The sequence below is a fragment of the Silvibacterium bohemicum genome (assembly GCF_001006305.1).
In the GTDB taxonomy this organism is placed as follows: Bacteria; Acidobacteriota; Terriglobia; order Terriglobales; family Acidobacteriaceae; genus Silvibacterium; species Silvibacterium bohemicum.
The window spans coordinates 202,643-223,193 of the sequence record NZ_LBHJ01000012.1 but is presented as its reverse complement, the minus strand read 5'-3'; the positions used below and the strand labels follow the sequence as shown (position 1 = coordinate 223,193).

The following is a 20,551-nucleotide window of genomic DNA, read 5'->3' as shown; positions in this document are numbered from 1 at the left end:
CAACGGAAGGCGTAAACGATCGTCTCGCGCGCTCAAAAACCGCCCGACCGATCGGCCCGATCCGGTGGCTGCATCTGTTTCCGATCCCTAATTCGAACCGGCTGCGCTCATGCGGTGATAGGATCCGCAAGACATGACAACTGTTTGGCAGAGGAACTAGCAATCGCACTGCCAACGCCAATACACATCGGCAGATTTGAGAGGATTTTTCCGCTCGAAAATGGACACTCGAGACCTAAATGTGGAGATAACTAAGGAATAACTCCATGCCCTGAAGTGTTACAGATTAATTATTTTTTTTTGCGAGCCGTTTATGGCGTGCGTGGCATCCCGGATCGGAAGTTCAAGGGAGCACATTTCTACTATTTTTTATATACATATCCGTCCTCATCTATGGGAAATGGGCTCTATTTCAAGAAGTCGATCGCTATCTCGTTCTTTCGATAGACTTGCTCGATGAAACTGGCTCTGGTTTCCATAGCGGTCCGGACCAAGAGTGAGCGCTTCGACACGCTGACTTCGGACTACGCCGGACGCGTTGAAGCGTATGCGCCCATTGAAATAATGGTGTTTAAGACCAGCGAGTCTTTTTTCGATTCTCTGGACCGGCAGAAGTCGCGTATGGGAACCATGCTGGTCCTCCTCGATCCGCGTGGAAAACAGCTCTCCTCTGCGGACTTGGCAGGTTGGATCGGGAAAAAGCGCGATGAAGGGCAACAACATCTCGTCTTCGCGATCGGCCCGGCGGACGGCTGGTCGGATGCCGAGCGGGCGCGGGCGAACCTGCTGCTCTCCCTGGGGCCGATGACCCTCCCCCATGAGCTGGCGCGGGTGGTCCTGAGCGAGCAGATCTATCGCGCATTTACAATCCTCAGTGGGCATCCGTACCACACCGGGCATTGAGAATTCTGGCTCCCGGCAGCGGATGCACGCGCGTTACAGATAGGAAGGGAATGGATGTCCTGGTTTCGCAGGGAAGACAACAAGATCGAGGATACCGGCGCTAAGACGGTCCGCACCGAAGGGCTTTGGGTCAAGTGCGAAGCCTGCGAGCAGGTGATCTGGAAGGCCGATCTCGAGGCCAATCTCTGGGTATGCCCGAAGTGCGGCTTTCATTTCCGCATGGGATCGCTGGCGCGTATCGAGATGCTTCTCGAACCCGGCTATGAGCTCATCGACGGCGATCTGCAGTCCACCGACCCTCTGCAGTTCTCCGACCTAAAACCTTATAAGAACAAGCTGAAAGACGCGCAGAAAAAGACCGGCCTCAACGATGCGGTCCGCAATGCGGTCGGCGTGCTCGGCGATCATCCTGTGGTGCTCAGCGTGATGGAGTTCGCCTTCATCGGCGGCAGCATGGGCGCTGTTGTAGGAGAGACCATTGCCCGCGCTGTAGATCGCGCCCACGATACGCGGCAGCCATTGATCATCGTCTCGGCATCGGGCGGCGCACGCATGATGGAAGGCATCATCAGCCTGATGCAGCTGGCCAAGATATCGACGGCGCTGGCGCGGCTCGACGACGCCAGGGTGCCTTATATCTCGCTGCTGACCGACCCCACCACCGGCGGCGTCACGGCCAGCTTTGCCATGCTTGGCGATCTGAATATTGCCGAGCCCGGCGCGCTGATCGGCTTCGCCGGAGCCCGCGTAATCGAGCAGACCATCCGGCAGAAGCTGCCCGAAGGCTTCCAGCGGTCGGAGTTCCTGCTGAAGCATGGCTTCCTGGACGCGGTCGTCGATCGCAAGGATCTGAAGAATTACCTCAGCCGGGCTCTCCACTTCATGAAGGCGGCATAGAACATAAGACAGACGGCGTAAGCGGCGAGCCGCGGCCTCGCCGGCCGGTCTCTTCGATCCACATCCTGAAGGCCCGAGGGCCTCTGATGAGAGGAGCTCGCGTGTGCACCCCGGATAGCATAGCGTCGGGATAGCACAGCGCTCTGAAACGATGTCGATCCACTAAAATCATCGTATGTCTTATGCTGCAGCCATCGAAGGTCTTTATGCGCTCGCCGGCGAGTTGCACGCCGCTCCGGGGCAGCCTCGCCGCAAGTTCGAGCTGAACGAGATGCGCGTGCTCGCTGAGGCGCTGGGTCATCCCGAGCTCAAGTTCCCTTCCGTGCTGGTTGCGGGCACCAACGGTAAAGGATCGACATCGGCGACACTCGCCTCGATCCTCAGCACAGCGGGATATCGCGTTGGCCTCTACACCTCGCCGCATCTTTCTCGGGTGAACGAGCGGGTGCAGATCTTCGACCCGAAGACTGCCGGCGCTCCCATCTCCGATGACGACTTCGCTGCGCTCTACTTCCGCATTGACGATTGTGCGCGCAAGCTTGTGGAAGAAGGCGAGCTGGGCGCCTATCCCAGCTTCTTCGAAGCCATGACCGCGCTGGCCTTTCTTGCTTTCGCCGAAAAAAAGGTAGATATAGCAGTGCTGGAGGTGGGCATGGGCGGCCGCCTGGACGCGACGAACATCGTCGAGCCGCTGGTCTCCGTCATCGCCGACATCTCTCTCGACCATACCGAGTGGCTGGGCGCGACCATCACCGAGATCGCGCGCGAAAAAGCCGGTATCCTGCGGCCGAATGGCGTGCTGGTGACGCTGCCGCAGCATCCTGAAGCCAACCAGGCGATTGGCGAGGCGGCTGTATCGCAGGATGTGCGCGGAGTGAGCGCAGCCGAGTATGTGCCGCCGTACACCGATGTCGACGCGTTCGGAAAATATAGTCTGAACGTGCTCGGCGAGCGCATCGAAGTGGCATCGCCGTTGATCGGCGCGCACCAGCAGAGGAACGTTGCACTGGCTATCGCAGCGGCCTGCGAATTACGTAACAATCACGGTTACAATATTACAGCGACACAAATCGCCGAGGGAATTCGCGAGACACGCTGGCCGGGCCGGCTGGAACGATTCTCCGCCGCGGGCCGCGCTGATGTGCTGCTGGACGTGGCGCACAATCCTGCCGGCGCATGGGCTTTGCGGGCCGCGCTCTCCCATCTCGACCCCGAGCCCAAGGAGATTGTCGCCGTCTTCAGCTGCCTGCGCGACAAGGCCATCTCCGAGATTGCACAGATTCTCTTTCCGCTCTTCAATAGAGTGGTTTTGACCGAGGTACCCTCGCCCCGCGCCGCCTCGCTCGAAGATCTGCAGGCCGCCGCGGAGAAAACCGGCGTCTCCTTCGAGACCATTGCCGATCCAAGTGCCGCATTGCAGCAGGCGATTGCATCGACGCCAGCCAACGGCCTGATCGTGGTGACGGGTTCGGTCTACCTGATTGGCGCGTTGCGGGAAAATTTGGCAGGGGCCGGCTCAGGATATGGACATGAAGGAGCTTAAGCCGCGTCCCAATCCGATTCCCAAGCTGGAATGGCTGGTGAATTACGGCCTTCGCGCCCCGGTCTTCTTCCTCTCGACGGGATTCTTCGGGAGCCTCTCGCTCGTCGCTTCCCTCTGGGATAAGAGCGGCAAGCAACAGCACGCGATTGCGCAGGTCTGGGGACGCACAGTCGTCAGGATTAGCGGCGCGAGGATCACCGTGGTGAATGGCGAACGGCTGGATGGCCGGGTCGCCATCTATGCCTCCAACCACCTCTCTTATTCGGATACGCCGGTGATCTTCGGCACCCTGCCTTTTCAGTTCCGGATCGTCGCCCGCCACGAGCTCTTCAAGCTGCCCTTCATCGGCTGGCATCTCACCCGCTCAGGACAGGTTCCGGTCAATGTAACGAATCCGCGGGCCTCGATTGCCAGCCTGAGCAGTGCGATTCGCACCTTGAAGGCAGGTATGCCTGTATTCATCTTTCCCGAAGGTGGAAGAACGCAGACCGGACACCCGGAAATCTTCCTGAACGGGCCGGCCTTCATGGCCATCCGGGCGCAGGTGCCCATCATTCCCATCGCCCTGATCGGCACCCATGAGCTGCTGCCGATTCACACCTCGCTCTTTCATCCCGTCCCGGTGACGGTCGCGGCCGGCGAGCCGATCGAGACTACCGGCTACACGATGCGACAGATCGATGAGCTGACGGCGCGGGTCAAAGACGAGATCTGCCGGCTCTTCTACGAACACTCCTATCTCGAACAGCCGGCGCATCCGCAGCTGGAGGCGATTACGCTGAAGGACTCCCAATGAAAGCACCGCGCATCGCGATTCCCGAACCGACCTTGAACGATACCGAATACAACGAGCGCTCCTGGCCGCAGTATGCGCAGGCGGTCGAGGCTTCGGGAGGCATTGCGGTCAAGATTCCCCTGTCGGCTCTTCCTGCCGAAGTGGCACGTCTGGCCTCTTCCTGCGAGGGCGTGCTGCTGCCGGGAAGCGGTGCGGATGTCGATCCGGAGAAATACGGCCAGGAGCGTATTCCGGAGTGCGGTAAAGCAGATCCGGCGCGCGAGGCTGTGGACGAATTGCTGATGCAGGATGCCGCCAACCTCCACAAGCCGATTTTCGGGATCTGTTATGGGCTGCAGACCTGGAACGTCTGGCGCGGGGGCTCCCTGATGCAGCATCTGCAGACCGGAGTGAATCATGCGCCGGGACGCACCATTGTCGAGGCACATCGGGTATCCATAACCGAGGGATCGCAGCTCGCAGGGCTGGCCGCGGACGGGGAATTGGCGGTCAACAGCAGTCATCACCAGGCGATCGACCGGCCCGGAGATGGGCTGCGCGTAGTCGCCCGCAGCACCGAGGACGGGGTGATCGAGGCGGTCGAGGGGACAGGGGACCAATTTGTCGTCGCCGTCCAATGGCATCCCGAGAGAAGCTTTGCGGACGATCCCGCCTCCAAGGCGCTCTTCGACAACTTCGTTCAGGCAGCGGCCACGTGGCAGCCCCGGCCGATACGGGAGTCGGTTCCGGAATCGGTGGCAATGGAATCAGCTCAGGAAACGAAGTGACTGCCGGGGAGATTGAAAGCTCGGTAGCGGAAGCTGGGTTAAATCCTCTGGCTCCTGGGGTGAGCGCGAAGTTCGCCCAATATCTGGAGCTGCTCCTCAAGTGGAACGCGAAGCTCAACCTGACGGCGATTCGAACGCCGGAAGACATTGTCCGGCGGCACTTTCTCGAGTGTATTCAATGCGCGCAGCTGATTCCCCCTGTCGCATCCCTTTTGGATTTCGGTTCGGGAGCGGGCTTTCCGGGGATACCCGTAGCGCTCTTGCGGCCGGAGATTTCGGTGACCCTCGGAGAATCTCAGGCTAAGAAAGCCGCATTTCTCCGTGAAGCGACTCGCAGCCTTGGATTAAGCGCATCAATCTTCGATGGACGTATCGAGGCCATGCCTCCGTCGCAACAGTTTGAAGTCGTGACACTCCGGGCCGTGGACAAGATGACTGCGGCCTACGCCGCTGCCTTTGAGCGGGTTGCGCCGGGCGGGTGGTTGATTGTCTTCGCCACCAGTGGGACTGCTGAAAGAGATACTGCCTATTTCGCACCGATCGCGTGGGAGGCTCCGGTTCCGATGACCGGGATGAGCGACGCTTTTCTCCTCCTGGGTAGGAAATCGGAATAATTGTTCCACGTGGAACAATGCAACTCACTCTGCTGCTACACCTGACTATCGTTACCTTCAGACGAATGTTCCACGTGGAACATTCGTCCAAAATGCATCCAGATTTCAGAACGATTTCCACATTCCTTCCTAATCCTTTCCGTCTATTTACAAATCTCTCAACAGCACGAATCTCCAGTAACCACGCGGTGTTTCCGGTTTTCATCAGCTGGGTGCAAATAAATCTTCCACAGATTTATCCCGGTTCTTCACAGGCCATCTGCATTGCATTTCTGGCCTCCCCGTCGCTACTCTCATATCTTCATGGGAAAAGTGCTGGCGGTGGTCAATCAGAAGGGCGGAGTCGGAAAGTCCACGACCGCCATTAACCTTTCCGCGGCGGTGGCTCTCGAGGGACTGAAGGTTCTGCTGATCGATTGCGATCCCCAGGCCAACTCCACCGGCGGCTATGGATTCGCGAAGGATGAACAGCGAAAATCCATCTACGACATCCTTGTAGGGGACGCCACCCTCGCGGAGAGCCTGCAAAAAACCGAAATCGACACGCTCCAGCTCATTCCTTCGAGCAAAAATCTGATTGGCGCCAATGTCGAGCTGATTCAGCACGAGCGCCGCGCCTATCGGCTGAAGGAAGCGCTCGATCCCGAGAAAACAGCCTACGATTATGTGCTGCTTGATTGCCCTCCGGCGCTCGATCTCCTCACTCTGAACGCTTTGGTCGCCTCCGACGGCCTCCTGGTCCCGATGCAGGCGGAGTATTTTGCTTTGGAAGGCATCAGCGAGCTGATGCACACCCTGGAGCGGGTAAAGGCCGCCTTCAATCCCGGCCTCGAAATCGAGGGCGTTCTGCTGACCATGTATGACGACCGCACCAATCTGGCGCAGCAGGTCACGGAGAACCTCCGCGAATTCTTCAAGGAGAAGCTCTTCAAGACGGTAATCCCGCGCAATGTGCGGCTGGCCGAGGCGCCCAGCTACGGGAAGCCGGTTCTTCTTTATGATCCGAAATCACGAGGATCGGAGAGCTATTTCGACCTGGCGCAGGAGCTGCTCGGCCGCCACAAGATCGAAAGTCCCCGTGCCAAGGAGCGCAAGAAGGCTGCAGCATCGCGGCCCGAGGTCAAAGTCCGCTTCTGGCCGTACGGCTGAGGTCCGGGCGTCTGGCAAGTGAATTGGCGAAATGAATTTAGCTTAGGAATGGAAGCGCCATGGCAAATGCTGTAGAGAATCCGAAACGCAGGGCGCTGGGCCGAGGCCTGGAGTCGCTGCTCCCGCGCCTCTCGGCCACAGCGGAAGCGCCGGCCGCGCCGCCGCCTCCGGCAGTCGCCGAGGGCACGCCGCGCGAGATACCGGTCGGCGAGATCGACCGCAATCCCTACCAGACCCGGACCCGCTTCGACGAAGCGCAGCTGGCGGAGCTGGCCGCGTCCATTGCGGCAACGGGCGTCGTTCAGCCCATTCTCGTCAGGCCGCAGGCCAATGGACGCTTCCAGCTGATTGCCGGCGAGCGCCGCTGGCTGGCTTCGCAAAAGGCGGGCAAGGAGACGATTCCGGCAATCCTGCGCCAGGTCTCCGACGAACAGGCGATGGAGATGACCATCGTCGAAAACCTGCAGCGCACCGACCTGAACCCGATGGAACAGGCGCGGGCCTACGAACGGCTAAGCCGCGACTTCAAGATGACGCAGGAGCATATGGCCCAGCGCACCGGCAAAGACCGCGCCTCGGTGGCCAATTTTCTGCGGCTGCTCCGGCTGCCGGAGCAGGTGCAAGGCAAGGTCGAGGCCGGCGAGCTGACCTTCGGCCACGCCCGCGCGCTCCTGGCGCTCGAGAATCCCGAAACCATTGTCAGCGCCGCGCAGAAGGTCGGCGCGCTCTCCATGTCGGTACGGCAGACGGAGAGCTACGTTCAGGGAATCCTGAACCCGGAAAAACGGGATAAGGGCAAAGGAAAAGAGAACAAAGAGGCAGCCGATCCCAATGTACGTGAAGCCGAGGAACGCCTGACCCGCAAGCTCGGCCTGAAAGTCCATATCGAGGACAAGAACGGACGCGGGCGGGTGATCATCGAATACGCCAAGCTCGAAGACTTCGACAGCATCTTTGGCAACCTGCTCGCACCGTAGCCTCAGGTTTCAAGACAAGCAGCGTTCCGGTTTCACAGGAATCGATTAAACTGCTTTCAACTTTCATGACCTTCGATCGTCGGCCTTTTCTCCTGTCCATGGGCTGTATTTTCTTTACGCTTGCAGCCCAAGCTCAATCCGCCTCGCTACCGTCCAATACCCAGCCAATGCCGAAGAACCCCGCGGATATCCTGGCCGCGGCGGCCAAAATCAATGGCCTCGACTCGCCTGAAGCGAAACCATGGCACATCAAGATCGCCTATCAGGTTTTCGACGGCGAAGGCAAAGTTGGGCACACTGGTACTTTTGAAGAATGGTGGGCCGGACCCAAGAAGGATAAGAGGGTCTACACCAGCTCGACCTTCAATCGAACGGAGTATGTAACCGAAGCCGGAACCTTTCGGGTCGGGGATGAGGTTGGACCGCCGCTCGCGGAATCGCTTGTCAGGCAGCGCCTGGTGAGTCCGATGCCGGGTTCAGAGGACACGGACAACGCAGAACTGCAGCGCCGCGACAACCCCTTTCCCAACACCAAGCTCACATGCATAGAGTTGGTAAGGAAGATCGATCACCAGCTGGGTCCGTCTCCCGTTGGCTTGTTTCCTCTCTACTGTTTCGATCCCAGCGCTCCCATGCTTCGCTTCAGTGGATCATTCGGCCTTCTGAACACCCTCTATAAGAAGGTTGGTATGCTGGGCGGACGCTATTTAGGGACAGATGTCTCCATCTCCGATACCGGGAAGCCTTTCGTCGATTTTCATCTGGCCGAGGGTAATCTGATGACGACCGTCGACGAGTCAATTTTTGCTCCGCCGGCGAATGCAATCGCGTTACCGGAGCAGTCGGTAACAGTTGAGGGGAAGGTTCTTGCGGGCCGCAAACTGAACGGATCGGCGCCGCGATATCCAGCCGCCGCGAAGAGCGCGCGGATCTCAGGTACGGTGATCCTCTCTGCCTTGATCGGAGAGGACGGGCGCATTCACGAGCTGCGAATAAAGTCTGCGCCTGATGTCTCACTGGCTCTTTCAGCGATCGAGGCAGTACGTGACTGGACTTACGCCCCTTATACGCTGAATGGTCATCCGGTCGAAGTGAGCACCGAAATCCGGGTCATGTATCGATTAAGCGGCGGATAGGCCTGAGAGAAACTATGAGTGAACTTGCACAACTCGCAACCGAGGCGCGCAATCCGGCGACGGAGAATCTGGACAGTCTTTCGACGGCGGATCTGGTTCGCGCCTTTCATGACGCGGATCGCGAAGCCACAGCGGCGGTCGAGCGGGAGCTGCCGCAGATCGCTGCGGCCATCGATGCCATCGTCGAGCGTTTGCAGGCAGGGGGACGGCTCTTCTATCTGGGCGCTGGGACTTCGGGGCGGCTGGGGGTTCTGGACGCGTCGGAGTGTCCTCCCACCTACAACACGCCGCGGGAGATGGTGCAGGGGATCATCGCGGGCGGCGACGTTGCGCTGCGGAACTCCGTGGAGCGGGCTGAAGACGACGAGGCCCAGGGGCGGGCCGATCTTTCCGAGCGCGGCCTCTCAAATAAGGACGCGCTGGTGGGTATCGCCGCCAGTGGGCGCACGCCTTACGTGCTGGGCGGGATCAAGTATGCGCGGGAGCTTGGCGCGTTGACCATCGGCCTGAGCTGCGTCCCGGGATCGAAGCTGGCGCAGGCGGCGGAGCTGGAGATTACGCCGGCGACCGGCCCCGAGGTGGTCACCGGCTCGACGCGCATGAAGGCTGGCACAGCGACCAAGCTGGTGCTGAACATGCTCTCGACGGGAAGCCTGGTGCGGCTGGGATATGTCTACGGCAACCTGATGGTGAACGTGCAGCCGACCAACGCCAAGCTGCGCGACCGCGCGGCGCGGATCGTCGCCGCGGTGACCGGCATCGACACGGCGGCTGCCGAGACGCTGCTCGATCGTGCAGGGTCGGTGAAGACGGCCATCGTGATGCAGAAGCTGGGGTTAGACCGCGCGACCGCAGAAGCACGGCTGGCCGCTGCGGAGGGTAGGCTGCGCGCTGCTTTGGCGGATGCTGCTCAGAGCTAGTGTCTGGAGCGCTCAGCTTGTTTCCATCGAACGTTGTGGCTCCGATAAGAAACTGCAGGTCCCACCGCTTCGCTTCGTCGGGATGACAAGTTTATGTTTCATGCAGGGAATCGATAGCTTGGGAGACTCGGGATCGTTATGCCGCAGACGAATTTTCGGATCACAGCTCGTCATTCTGAGTGAAGCGAAAGAATCCCGGCGAACATTGCGTAGCATTGGATCATTCGCGCGCAATCCATCTTGCCGTTGAATCGTCGGTATAGGAGCTTCTTCACGATAGAAACAGGGTTCATCGACGCTTGATGCCGCAGATTAATGGTTCTGCTCCTTCCTTGCCGCGAGATAAGATAGCCGCTGCAACCTGTCATGACCAAGCGCATCTACCATCCCGATCTGGTGCTGACCGAGCGCGGCTTTGAGTCTGGCCGTGCCGTTGTGGTGAACAACGACGGACGTATCGAGGCCATTGTCCCGGCGAAAGAATCGGAAAAGCATGAGGCCGTACGCCTTGTGGGCAAGGCCCTTCTGCCGGGTTTCGCCAACGCCCACTCGCACACCTTTCAGCGGCTGATTCGCGGACGCACGGAGACGCGCGGGGCGAGCGGCGACGACTTCTGGACATGGCGCGAGGCGATGTATCGCGCGGCCAACAGCGTGGATGCCGACGATGTGTATCACGTGGCGCGCATGGCCTTCCTGGAGATGGTGATGGCCGGCACCACGACGGTGGGCGAGTTCCACTACCTGCATCGTGCGCAGGACAGGTCTGCTTATCCTGACCCCAACCTGCTGAGCCGGAAAATTATCGCGGCAGCCGAGTCCGTTGGGCTGCGCATTGCGTTGCTGCGCGTAGCTTATGCGCGCGCCGGATACGAGCTGCCTCCGCATGCCGGGCAGGCGCGGTTTTACGAGACGCCGCAGGAGTATCTGGAGAACACGGCAGTACTGGCGGCCGAGTTTATGGGCGAGAAGGTATGGGTGGGCGTTGCTCCACACAGTATTCGCGCCGTGCCGCTTGCGCAACTTGAGGAAATCGCAGCGTGGGCGCGTGAGCGCGGGCTTGTGGTCCACATGCACGCTGCTGAACAAGTGGCCGAATTGGCGGCCTGCAGGCGCGAGTACGGTGCGACACCGATTCAGCTTCTTGCAGAGCGCGGGCTGCTCTCATCGAAGATGACGCTGGTGCATGCCATCCACATCACCGAAACAGAAATGGACGCGCTGGCGGCGGCGGATACGGTGATCTGTTCGTGCCCGACCACCGAGCGTAATTTAGGCGACGGCATCATCGACGCGGCCAGGGCGGCGCAGCGCGGCATACGCTTCGCTTTCGGATCGGATTCCGAGACGCTGATCGATCCTCTCGAAGACGCGCGGGAGATTGAGTATCACTTACGGTTACAAATTCAGAAGCGCGTAGTGCTGGACGAGATCGGCGGCAGGAATTTGTCACAGCGACTGTTTCAATATGCGACAGAAGGCGGGGCGCAGGCGCTGGGCTTCGACAGCGGCGTGATTGCGATTGGGCGTCCGGCGGATTTCTTCGCGGTCGATCTTGGCGATCCCTCGATCGCGGGCAACTCGCCGGAAGATTTGCTGGCCAGCATCGTCTTCGGCCTGTCGCGGACGGCGATTCGCGATGTGATGGTCGGCGGCGAGCATATTCTGCGTGATGGCCGGCATCCGTTGCAGGAGGAGATCGTGAATTCGTATCAGTCGGTGTATAGAAAAGTATGGCAAGCGTGAGCCAAATGACAGGCTGGCGAGCGTGAATTGGGGCTGTCGTTCATGACCCGCGCGGTTGCAATCCTGCGCGAACTGGTGGCGATTCCCTCGATCTCTGCGATGAGCAATCGCGCGGTGATCGAAGCAGCTGCGCGCATTCTTGCCGACGCCGATTGGACTGTGCGCATGCTGCCTTATACGGACGCGCATGGGACAGAGAAGATCAATCTCATCGCACAGCCCGCGGGGCAGAGCTCAGCTCAGCTTGATCTCGCCTTCGTCTGCCACACGGATACTGTCCCCTTCGACGCGCAGGCATGGCCCGATGCGACTTCGCTCATAGAAAAAGATGGCATGCTGCATGGCTGCGGATCATGCGACGTGAAGGGATCGCTGGCCGGGATTCTGGCGGCCATCGCGCAGACGCCGGCGATTCAGCAGAACATTGCGCTTATTCTTACTGCCGATGAGGAGATCGGCTGCATTGGCGCAACCAGGCTGCTCGCTTCGGAGCAGCTTCGTGCGAGGCGAGTGCTGGTTTGCGAGCCGACGTCGCTGCGTCCCGCAGTTGCGGGCAAGGGCTATGGCCTCGCCGAAGTTACCGTCACGGGAAAAGAGGCGCACAGCGCTTTCCCGCATAAGGGGCGCTCGGCGATCTTTGCGGCTGCTGCGATGATTGCGCAGATCGAAGCAGCAGCCATCGATCCCAAGATCAATCCCCTCTTCGACCCTCCTTTCACCACGTTCAATGTGGGCACGATTCAGGGCGGCACAGCGAAGAACATCATCCCCGGCGCATGCCGCTTTCTGGTGGAGTGGCGGCCGCTGCCCGAAGAGCGCCCCGCGGATGCCGTGGCATGGCTGCATCGGCTGGCCGAAGACGCCGTGCAGTCCCATCCCGATTGCACCATCAACATCGAGGCACGACGCGCGGATGCAGGATTCGCCTACGATGCCGATTCGCCCTTTGTGAATGCGCTTGTCAGCCAGCTCGGCACTGCGCCCACCGGCATCTCGTTTGGATCGGAGGCGACACGCTTCGCTGCGATTGCCGACGAGGTGGTCGTCCTCGGGCCCGGCAACATGCACACGGCGCATAGCGACCGCGAGTGCATTCCCGTTTCCGAGCTGGAAGCCTTTGTGGAGTGTGTCGGCGCGTTGCTGCGCGGTTAGAACTGGATGGAGCTTCAAGTTCGCTTGCTTTACCAGATAACAGCTATTCACCGCTAAGACGCTAAGACCGCCAAGGAAACTTTGCGATCTCGCGTCGACGGCATTCATCGTTCTGGCCTCGGAGGTCGGGGCCGTGCGTTGATGCTGAGCTAAACGACTATAGAAGCACGCGGGAAAACGAGACTCCCAAATCGTGAGGCGTGGATTGACGGGGCATCCGCGAAAGCCTGGCTTCGATTACCCTAAGATGTGCCACGTTCAACGGAGCCATACGAAGTGAAGAAATCAAGCAAACCTGCGAGATCGGCGGTCACTGAAGTTACAGAGGAAACCCCGGCTGCAAACCCGGTGCCGGAGGCGCTTCCGCCTGCACGGCCAGTCCTCGTGGGCGTGGTGATGGGCTCGAAGAGCGATTACGAATACCTCGCGCCAGCCATCGAAGTTCTCAAAGCCTTCGACATACCTTACGAAGCGCGCGTGGTCTCGGCGCATCGCACTCCCGACTGGCTCTTTCAATATGCGGAGGAGGCGGAGGGACGCGGGCTGCGCGTGATCATTGCGGCAGCCGGCGGCGCGGCGCATCTGCCGGGAATGCTGGCGGCGAAGACGCTGGTTCCGGTGCTGGGCGTGCCGGTTCCGGCAACCATGCTGAACGGCATCGATTCCCTGTTATCGATTGTGCAGATGCCCAAGGGCATTCCCGTGGGCACGCTGGCCATCGGCAGGCCGGGCGCGGCGAATGCGGCGCTGCTGGCGGCGCAGATATTGGCCACGACGAACAAGGCTCTGCGCGAGAAGCTGCGCGAGTGGCGCGAATCCCGGCGCGATGAAGTGCTGGCGCAGGAGCTGCCGTCGTGAGCGAAGAATCTAAACCAAAACGCGCCACGAAAGCGATCCTGCCCGGCTCGACCATCGGCATCCTGGGTGGCGGCCAATTGGGGCGCATGATGGCCATGGCCGCGCGCTCACTGGGCTACCGCATCCAGGTGATGGACCCCGACCCTTCGTGTCCCGCGCGCTTTGTGGTGGACGCGTGCTTCGAAGGCGGATGGAACGATGCCCGAGCAGCGGCCGACCTGGCGCGCGGCTGCGATGTGGTCACGCTGGAGATCGAACAGGTATCTCTCGCGGCTCTGGAGGCGGCGAAAAAATATGCTCCGGTGCGTCCCTCTGCGGAGTTGATGGGTGTTGTCCAGGATCGCATCGTGCAGAAGACGTGGCTGGCCGAGCGTGGCTTTCCGCTAGGGCCATGGCGGGCGATTGAATCGGAAAGCGATCTCGCGGAGGCCGTGCCGGCACTGGGCGGAAAGCTCTTTGTGAAGAGCGCGCGGGGCGGGTATGACGGCCGCAGCCAGGTGAAGATTGGGTTCGATGATCCTTCTATCTCGGATGAATCCCACGTCTCAAATTCGAGACGTGGGGCACCCGCAGCTGTTCATGCATGGAGATTGCTGGGTGAGCGGCCTTGCGTGGCCGAGGCGGCTATCGATCTCGATAAAGAGATTTCGGTGATGGTGGCGCGGGCTCCCAATGGCGAGACGAAGAGCTTTGCTTCGGCGATGAACCATCACGAAAACCAGATTCTGGTGTGGAGCGTGATTCCCTCTTCCATCCCTGCGGAGATGGAGGCGAAGGCGCAGGAGATTGCGTGCCGCATCGCCGCGGAGTTCGAGCTCGAGGGCGTGTTGGCGGTAGAGATGTTCGTGACGAAGCCGGGAGCAGACGGAACCAGCCAGCTGCTGGTGAATGAGCTCGCGCCGCGCCCACACAACAGCTATCACGCGAGCGAGCGCGCCTGCGTCACCAGCCAGTTCGAACAGGCGATTCGCGCGGTGTGCGACCTGCCGCTGGGCGATGTCTCCGTAGTGCAGCCAGCGGCAATTGCGAACCTGCTGGGCGATCTCTGGTTCAACGAGGACGGCTCGCCGCGCGAACCGCGCTTCGATGCGGCGCTCGCCGTGCCCGGCGTGCGGCTGCACCTGTACGAGAAGCACAATCCGCGCAAGGGACGGAAGATGGGACATCTGTCGGCGGTGGGTGCGACTCCGGATGAGGCGGTGCGGCGGGCGTTGGAGGGGCAGAGGCAACTTTAGGATGCCATTCCGGCGCGCGAACAATCAGTTCGGTTTCGGGTCACTTTGCATCCTAGTGGTATTCAATGTTCCGGCGTGTAAAACTTGATACTTGTGCCATCCGCGACAGCGGCTATAGTAGGTGCGACGTGGCTCGTAAAAAGGTAGACAGAACACAAGATGAGATAAGAGAGTACCCCTGCTACAGCATTGAGCAAGTAGCGTCGTATATTGGCGTGCCCAAAAGAACTTTGCGCAATTGGGTGACTGGCTACTCTTATCAAACCAGGCATGCGATGAAACGCGCGAACCCCGTCATCACACCGGCTGACCCTGAAAACAACTTACTGTCGTTTTATAACCTAGCGGAAGCTCAGGTGTTAGCTGCGACAAGAGAGCGAAATATTGGGCTCAGAAGGATCAGACATACGGTTGAGTACATGCGCGAAGTTCTCCAAGAAGAGAGACCTCTTCTACGTTGCGTCTTCGAGACTTCGGGGCAAGACATCTTTTTGCAGAATATTTCTGGCAAGAATCTTCGCAATCCATTAAACGTTTCTAAGTTCGGCCAATACGGTTTCCGGTCCATCTTAAAGAAATACTTGAGTCGGATCGAACGGGACGCGAACGGTAATCCAACACGCGTTTACCCCTTGAAAGCCGGAGCAAGGTCGGCCAAGCGCAACATTGTCATCCATCCCTTCGTTTCAGCCGGCAAGCCGTCCTTGGCCGAAAGTGGAATTATGGTTGAAGCAATCTGGAAACGAAAGAAGGCTGGAGAAACAGTTAAAACTCTCGCAAAGGATTTCAGGCTAAAACCGAGTGAGATCAAGGCGGCGATCAACTACTACGCCGCCTGATCCGGTTTTCTTTACAGACCGAAATCTTGGGGCCGAACTCTTTCCCGGCATGTTACGTGAGGCCGGATTTGCTCTGATCATTCACGATGAGCACTTCGGCAGACGTCAAGATGTTCTGGATCCAGAAGTGATCAGAGCCTGTGGAGAGAATGGATGGTTCTTGATGACGGCCGACAGCGATCTTCCTCGAAGATGGGCCAAGGAAATGTCCATCGCGCAAATCGGCGTCTTCTGCCAAACTAACAATCACCAGGGGCCGAAGTTATGGGCGCCGCGGATTTGTTCACTAAAAGCCGAAATCATGTTGCTAGCAAGTACTGAGGCTCGACCTTTTACGGCTTATATCACCGCGGAGATCAAGCCCCAATTACTTCTTAGAAAAGCCTAAGCAAAACGCTGACCGGTTTTCTACCCAATATCCTCCGACCAGTTCTCCAGGTACTTCTTTACCTCGGCCATGAATTTGCCTGCGTCGGCTCCGTCTACGATGCGGTGGTCGAAGCCTAGCGTGAGGTGGATCATGTGGCGGATGGCTATGGAATCCATTCCGTCTTCGGCGGTGACTACGGCTGGCTCCTTGAATAAGCCGCCTACGCCGAGGATGGCTGACTCGGGCATGTTGATGATCGGCGTTCCGAACTGCTCGCCGAAGATGCCGGGGTTGGTGATGGTGAAGGTGCCGGAGCCCACTTCGTCGGGCTTGAGCTTCTTGCCGCGGGCGCGCTCGGCCAGATCGGCGATGCCGCGTGCGATGCCGAGGAAGCTCTTCTCTTCGGCGGCCTTGATGACGGGCACGATCAATCCCCAGTCGAGCGCGACGGCGATGCCGATGTTGATGTTCGCGGGGTAGCGGATGGCGTCGCCTTCCATCTGCGCGTTGATGATGGGCATCTTGCGCAGCGTGGCCACGACGGCGCGCGTGATGAAGGGCATGTAGGTGAGCTTCACGCTGTTGCGCTGCTCGTACTTGTTCTTCTCTTTCTCGCGCAGCTTCACGATCCTGGTGAAGTCGATCTTGAAGACGGTGTGGACGTGCGCGTTGGTGCGCTTGGACTCCACCATGCGATTCGCGATAATGGTGCGCATCTTCGACAGGGGCACCAGCTCGCCTGGCGCAGGAATCGCAGCAGCAGGCTTTGCGGCGGCCGGAGCGGGAGCCGAAGGTGCAGCCGCGGCGGGCGCTGCTGCCGGAGCAGCCTTGGCGGCGGGCTTTTCGAGATAGCCGAGCACGTCTTCCTTGGTGATGCGGCCGCCGGCTCCGCTGCCGGAGACCTTGCTGAGGTCGAGGTTGTTCTCCTTGGCGATCTTGCGCACCAGCGGCGAGGAGCGGGCATGCTCGGCAGAGCCAGCCGCGATCTCTGTCTCGGCAGCTTCGGCGGAGGCGGCGGCCGGAACCGGGGCTCCGGGTGCTGCTGGGGCTGAGGTAGCTGGCGCAGTCGTTGCGGGAGCGGCAGCCTTGGCTCCGGCTGCTCCGCCGATCACCGCGACCACGGTGTTGATCTGCACGGTCGAACCGGCTTCAACCTTGATCTCGGAGAGCGTTCCGGCAGCGGGCGACGGAATTTCGGCATCGACCTTGTCGGTGGAGATTTCAAAGAGCGGCTCGTCGCGCTGGACGGTATCGCCGACCTGCTTGAGCCACTTGGTAATGGTGCCTTCGAAGATGGATTCGCCCATCTGCGGCATCACGACATCGGTTGCGGGACCTGCGGCAGGCGCGGCTGGAGCTGAGGGCGCAGCAGATGCACCGGAGCCATCGCTCGCCGGAACCGGCGCCGGAGTGGGCTCAGCCTTGGGAGCGGGGGCCGGCGCTGCGGCAGAAGCCGATGCCGATCCGCCTTCTTCGATCACGCCAACAACGGTGTTGATCTGGACGGTGGCGCCGTCGGCAACCTTGATTTCCTTGAGCACGCCGGCGGCGGGTGACGGAATCTCGGCATCGACCTTGTCGGTCGAGATCTCGAACAACGGCTCGTCGCGCTGGACGGTGTCGCCGGGCTTTTTCAGCCATTTGGTGATGGTGCCTTCAAAAATCGACTCGCCCATCTGGGGCATCAGAACATCCGTCGGCATGCAAATCCCTTTCCCGTGTGACAGCAATCAAGCGTGAACGCGCAAGAATCGATTATAAACGGCTGAAAAGCGGGTGGCGAAGAGGCGGTTGGCCGTGGTCCGGGCGGCAATCCCACGTTGTTCGGCAGCATTCGCCCGACCTGTCTGATACAACTGTCTTCGGCTGAATGCCTATCCTAAATGCCCTAAACACTGACTGCGAAGGCCAGCTCTGGTTACGCATATTCACAACACGGAATTGACGCTGCTGATCCTGGTGGTGCTGGTGTCGTCGCTGGCCGCTCTGGCGCAACGGGTCAAGACGCCTTATCCCATCGTTCTGGTGCTCAGCGGGCTGATTCTCAGCTTCTTTCCCGTCATTCCGCACGTTTCCATCAATCCCACATTCGTCTTTCTGGTCATCCTGCCGCCGCTGCTCTTCGCCGCCTCGCTCAACACTGCGTGGCGGGAGTTCCGCTTCAACCTGGTGAGCATTGCCATGCTGGGGCTGGGGCTGGTGGCCTTTACGGTGGCCGGCATATCGACGGTCGCCCATTTCTTCATGCCGGAGTTCGACTGGCGCACCGGCGCGGTGCTGGGAGCGGTCATCTCGACGACGGACGCCATCGCCGTGGCGGCCATCGCCAGCCGCGTGGGACTGCCGCACCGCGTGCTCGAGATCATCGAGGGCGAGAGCCTGGTGAACGACGCCACCGGACTGCTGGCCCTGCAGTTCACGACTGCGCTCGTGGTTTCGGGGGAGATTCCGTCGATCGGGGGCGGGGTTCGCGAATTCATCTGGCTGATCTGTGGAGGCGTCGCCGCCGGACTGCTGGTTGGCTGGTTCGTGGCGCGCTTCGACCGGCTGCTCTTCCGGCTCTTTCAACAATCGAGCGAAGTGCCCATCCTGGTGAGCATTGCTACACCCTACTTTGCCTACCTGCTGGGCGAAGCCATCCACTCTTCCGGCGTGCTGGCGACCGTGGTGTGCGGGCTGTACCTTGGCCGGACGACCTCGGAGACCTTTTCCACCCGCGCGCGGCTTGATTCCCGCGTGATCTGGAACACCCTGGACTTCGTTCTTAACGGATTTATCTTCATCGTCATCGGCCTGCAACTGCCTACGGTTCTCAACGGGATGAGAGATCGGGCCGGGCATCTCAACTGGCCGCATATGATCGCCGGCGCAGCCTTTGTTGCCGCTGTGGCCATCGCAGTCCGCATGGCGCTGATCTTTCCCGGCGCGCACCTGGCGTGGTTCCTGCGGCGCCGCTTGCTGCACCAGCAGGTGGAGAAGCCGACCAGCCGCGAACTGGTGGTTACCGGCTGGAGCGGGATGCGCGGGGTGCTCACACTGGCCGCCGCTCTCTCCCTGCCCGAGTTCCTCGATAACGGCAATCCCTTCCCCAAGCGCGGGCACATCATCTTTTATGCCTTCACTGTCATTCTGGTGACGCTGGTCGGCCAGGGGCTCTCCCTGCCGGCCATTATCCGCAAGCTGGGGCTGGTGGATTCGGACGAATCGCTGGACGAGGAGCGCAAGGCACGCCGTGTGCTGCTCAAAGCGGCGCTCAAAACCCTGCGCGAAACCCCGGGCGATGAAGAGGAGGGCGAGAGGAGTGCGGCCGCAATCCTGACCCGCTACTACGAGCAGCGGCTGGAGGCCCTTAGAAAGCAAGACGCCGAACCGGCGCAGCTCCAGCAGCGCAAGTATCAGGAGCTGGCGGCCAAGGTGCGGCGGGTGGAGCGGGAGCAGATCCTGCGCCTGCGCGGCGAGGGCACGTTTCGCGAGAGCACGCTGCGGGATCTGGAGCGGGAGCTGGATTTGTTGGATCTGCGTTGGGAGAAGAGCTGAGGGCTTTGATCCCTCGGCGGCTGAAGCCGCGCTCCTTTTGGTCCGCTTATGTACGGCCTCAAGGCCGTACCCTTCAGAAGCCTTGGCGGCAGTCTGGCAGGGCTTCTTTCGTCATTCGTTCTGGGCTTAGAGAGAGATCTCAGCGCAGCTGGCTGGGATTCTTCCTCCCTGCGGTCGTCAAGAATGGCGTTTGTTCTTCGGTGACGCCGGTGGCGATGCCGATGCGCCAGCAGACTACTGCAGGTCCCTCGACTCGCGGTGCTCGCTCGGGATGACAATTTTTTGGTGACGCGAGATGACCCGTTTGCGGTCACGCGGATGGCAAATTTGTTGAAATGCCGTCGCGTTGTGAGCGCATCGAAGCGCCGGGGTTAGCGCAGCGCGGGTTCGGTCACCAGTGTCCCGGCCCCATCGATGGTGGCTTGCACCATGGCGTCGAAGCCCATGCAGGAGTTCAGCATGAGGTGGTAGAGACGGCGGTCGGTCCAATCCTGATCGAAATAGCGGCGGATATAGGCGGCGCGGCGGCGGTCGGTGGCCAGCAGTTCCTGCTCGGCCTCCCTGGCGTGCTCGGGGAAGTTCTCCTCAAACCAGAGAATCTTGCGCCACATCGAGGCGTAGACGAAGACGTGGAAGGCTCCCGGCGCGCGGGCCAGCATGGCGGCGGCTCCGCGGCCGACGACGACGCAGCTTCCCTGCTCGGCGATGCCGGTGAGATAGTCGCGGACGAACTCCACCATGCGGTCGCTGTCGAAGACATCCAGGTCGGAGGGGGCGGGGAGGCGCTCCAGCGAGCCGTGCCAGAAGGCCTTTCCGAAGCGGTGGTACCAGGGGTCGAGGCGCTCATCGCATCTCTCGGCGAGCTTCTTGGTGACGCCGGCCTTCTGCGCGATCTCCTCGATGAGGCACTGGTCGATCAGCCTCCAGCCCAGGCGCTCGGCGAGGTGCTCGGCGTACTCGGCGCCCTTGCTGCCGTACTCGCGTTCGACAGTGATGACCCGGATCAATGGCCTGTCTCCTCCCGAAATTGCGTGCCGAATGCTAGCACTGTTCCTCTTTGAATCGCAAACTGTCTGCATGGGTGCATCTTTCTGAATTTATCGCCGCGTTTA

19 protein-coding genes are annotated in these 20,551 nt (G+C 60.4%); 17 read left to right on the top strand and 2 right to left on the bottom strand.

Annotation, left to right across the window (positions count from 1 at the left end):
* Positions 1 to 456 precede the first annotated feature (456 nt).
* The 16 genes from XX99_RS17385 (at position 457) to XX99_RS17310 (ending at position 15,920) form a co-directional block, all read left to right on the top strand.
* Positions 457 to 903: a 23S rRNA (pseudouridine(1915)-N(3))-methyltransferase RlmH gene (locus tag XX99_RS17385; protein ID WP_050060667.1), complete on the top strand. Its 447-nt coding sequence runs from the start codon at positions 457 to 459 to the stop codon at positions 901 to 903.
* Positions 904 to 957: 54 nt separating this feature from the next.
* Positions 958 to 1,800: an acetyl-CoA carboxylase, carboxyltransferase subunit beta gene (gene accD / locus XX99_RS17380; RefSeq protein ID WP_050060666.1), complete on the top strand. Its 843-nt coding sequence runs from the start codon at positions 958 to 960 to the stop codon at positions 1,798 to 1,800.
* A gap of 175 nt (positions 1,801 to 1,975) precedes the next feature.
* Positions 1,976 to 3,343 carry a bifunctional folylpolyglutamate synthase/dihydrofolate synthase gene (locus XX99_RS17375; RefSeq protein WP_050060665.1) on the top strand — a complete coding sequence of 456 codons (1,368 nt, stop codon included), beginning with the start codon at positions 1,976 to 1,978 and terminating at the stop codon, positions 3,341 to 3,343.
* Positions 3,330 to 4,139, top strand: a complete 810-nt coding sequence (locus XX99_RS17370) for a lysophospholipid acyltransferase family protein (protein WP_050061128.1) — start codon at positions 3,330 to 3,332, stop codon at positions 4,137 to 4,139. The genes XX99_RS17375 and XX99_RS17370 overlap by 14 nt, the downstream gene beginning before the upstream one ends.
* Positions 4,136 to 4,906 carry a gamma-glutamyl-gamma-aminobutyrate hydrolase family protein gene (locus XX99_RS17365; RefSeq protein WP_050060664.1) on the top strand — a complete coding sequence of 257 codons (771 nt, stop codon included), beginning with the start codon at positions 4,136 to 4,138 and terminating at the stop codon, positions 4,904 to 4,906. Before XX99_RS17370 ends, XX99_RS17365 begins: the two co-directional genes overlap by 4 nt.
* Complete coding sequence (rsmG, locus tag XX99_RS17360) at positions 4,903 to 5,520, top strand: 16S rRNA (guanine(527)-N(7))-methyltransferase RsmG (protein ID WP_050060663.1); 618 nt, start codon at positions 4,903 to 4,905, stop codon at positions 5,518 to 5,520. The genes XX99_RS17365 and rsmG overlap by 4 nt, the downstream gene beginning before the upstream one ends.
* A gap of 303 nt (positions 5,521 to 5,823) precedes the next feature.
* A complete protein-coding gene (locus XX99_RS17355; RefSeq protein ID WP_050060662.1) occupies positions 5,824 to 6,669 on the top strand; it encodes a ParA family protein in 846 nt (281 codons plus the stop codon).
* Between the two features lie 59 nt (positions 6,670 to 6,728).
* Complete coding sequence (locus tag XX99_RS17350; protein ID WP_050060661.1) at positions 6,729 to 7,646, top strand: ParB/RepB/Spo0J family partition protein; 918 nt, start codon at positions 6,729 to 6,731, stop codon at positions 7,644 to 7,646.
* 167 nt (positions 7,647 to 7,813) lie between these two features.
* Complete coding sequence (locus XX99_RS17345) at positions 7,814 to 8,782, top strand: energy transducer TonB (RefSeq protein WP_184085027.1); 969 nt, start codon at positions 7,814 to 7,816, stop codon at positions 8,780 to 8,782.
* 14 nt (positions 8,783 to 8,796) lie between these two features.
* Positions 8,797 to 9,702 (top strand): N-acetylmuramic acid 6-phosphate etherase, encoded by a 906-nt coding sequence (gene murQ / locus XX99_RS17340; protein WP_050060659.1) that lies wholly within the window; start codon positions 8,797 to 8,799, stop codon positions 9,700 to 9,702.
* Positions 9,703 to 10,068: 366 nt separating this feature from the next.
* Complete coding sequence (locus XX99_RS17335; RefSeq protein WP_050060658.1) at positions 10,069 to 11,448, top strand: formimidoylglutamate deiminase; 1,380 nt, start codon at positions 10,069 to 10,071, stop codon at positions 11,446 to 11,448.
* A gap of 42 nt (positions 11,449 to 11,490) precedes the next feature.
* Positions 11,491 to 12,600, top strand: a complete 1,110-nt coding sequence (gene argE, locus XX99_RS17330; protein ID WP_050060657.1) for an acetylornithine deacetylase — start codon at positions 11,491 to 11,493, stop codon at positions 12,598 to 12,600.
* Positions 12,601 to 12,996: 396 nt separating this feature from the next.
* Positions 12,997 to 13,458, top strand: coding sequence for a 5-(carboxyamino)imidazole ribonucleotide mutase (purE, locus tag XX99_RS17325; RefSeq protein ID WP_050061127.1), 462 nt, complete (start codon positions 12,997 to 12,999; stop codon positions 13,456 to 13,458).
* 86 nt (positions 13,459 to 13,544) lie between these two features.
* Positions 13,545 to 14,693: a 5-(carboxyamino)imidazole ribonucleotide synthase gene (locus XX99_RS17320; protein ID WP_050061126.1), complete on the top strand. Its 1,149-nt coding sequence runs from the start codon at positions 13,545 to 13,547 to the stop codon at positions 14,691 to 14,693.
* 128 nt (positions 14,694 to 14,821) lie between these two features.
* Positions 14,822 to 15,532, top strand: a complete 711-nt coding sequence (locus XX99_RS17315; protein WP_184085024.1) for a DUF433 domain-containing protein — start codon at positions 14,822 to 14,824, stop codon at positions 15,530 to 15,532.
* Complete coding sequence (locus XX99_RS17310) at positions 15,495 to 15,920, top strand: PIN-like domain-containing protein (protein WP_184085022.1); 426 nt, start codon at positions 15,495 to 15,497, stop codon at positions 15,918 to 15,920. The genes XX99_RS17315 and XX99_RS17310 overlap by 38 nt, the downstream gene beginning before the upstream one ends.
* Before the next feature lie 20 nt (positions 15,921 to 15,940).
* On the opposite strand, the gene sucB is transcribed toward XX99_RS17310, so the two are convergent.
* Complete coding sequence (sucB, locus tag XX99_RS17305) at positions 15,941 to 17,605, bottom strand: 2-oxoglutarate dehydrogenase, E2 component, dihydrolipoamide succinyltransferase (RefSeq protein WP_050060654.1); 1,665 nt, start codon at positions 17,603 to 17,605, stop codon at positions 15,941 to 15,943.
* Positions 17,606 to 17,843: 238 nt separating this feature from the next.
* Here sucB and XX99_RS17300 point away from each other — a divergent pair, with 238 nt between their 5' ends.
* Positions 17,844 to 19,439: a Na+/H+ antiporter gene (locus XX99_RS17300; protein ID WP_050060653.1), complete on the top strand. Its 1,596-nt coding sequence runs from the start codon at positions 17,844 to 17,846 to the stop codon at positions 19,437 to 19,439.
* Positions 19,440 to 19,810: 371 nt separating this feature from the next.
* Here XX99_RS17300 and XX99_RS17295 read toward each other — a convergent pair whose 3' ends face one another.
* The gene (locus XX99_RS17295) at positions 19,811 to 20,518 is read right to left on the bottom strand and encodes a cytidylate kinase-like family protein (RefSeq protein ID WP_231581459.1); all 708 of its coding nucleotides are present in this window, start codon (positions 20,516 to 20,518) and stop codon (positions 19,811 to 19,813) included.
* Positions 20,519 to 20,551: the final 33 nt, after the last annotated feature.